The sequence below is a fragment of the Candidatus Symbiopectobacterium sp. NZEC135 genome (assembly GCF_025962695.1).
The window spans coordinates 1-844 of record NZ_JAGFPF010000918.1; the positions used below are offsets into that span (position 1 = coordinate 1).

Consider the following 844-nt stretch of genomic DNA (forward strand, 5'->3'; position numbering starts at 1 on the left):
CCGGGCATTGCTCAGGAAAATCGATAGGACGCGCATCGGCAGGTCGCTCTGCTTCCACCACGCCAACAATCTGCGGAATCACATCGCCTGCGCGGCGCACGATAACGCGATCGCCAATCTGGATGCCAAGACGTTCAATTTCATCGCGGTTGTGCAAGGTGGCATTACTTACCATCACCCCGGCAACGGCAACCGGCTCAAGGCGCGCCACCGGCGTAATGGCACCGGTGCGCCCTACCTGGAAATCAACGCCGTGCAGCCAGGTCAGTTGTTCCTGCGCCGGGAATTTAAAGGCTACCGCCCAGCGCGGCGCGCGCGCCACAAACCCGAGTCGCTCTTGCAATGCCAGATCGTCAACTTTGACCACCACGCCGTCAATATCGAAGCCGAGCGTAGCGCGTTCCTGTTCTACCTGACGATAAAATGCCAGCACGTCCGCACTGCCAGTGCATAAACGGATACGATCGCTGACCGGCAATCCCCAGGCTTTAAATTGCTTCAGGCGTGCCAAATGGCTGTCTGGCAGAGTTCCGCCTTCCAATAGGCCAACGCCGTAGCAGAAAAAGGTCAGGGGACGTTTGGCCGTAATACGCGGATCGAGCTGACGCAACGATCCCGCTGCCGCATTGCGCGGATTGGCAAAAATCTTGCCGCCGGTACGTCGCGCTTCATCATTCATCTTTTCAAAGCCGCGGTGTTTCATAAACACTTCGCCGCGCACTTCTACGCGTGCAGGAATGTTGTCACCGTGCAACCGCAGCGGAATGGCAGCGATGGTACGGATATTGGCGGTAATGTTTTCCCCGGTACTGCCATCGCCGCGCGTGGCCGCCTGCACCAACAG

Annotated in this window: 1 protein-coding gene; it reads right to left on the reverse strand. The window is 58.4% G+C overall.

The window, feature by feature from the left end; translation table 11 throughout:
* Positions 1-844: NAD-dependent DNA ligase LigA (ligA, locus tag J5224_RS31430; protein ID WP_264628908.1), on the reverse strand; the 844-nt coding region annotated here is incomplete at both ends.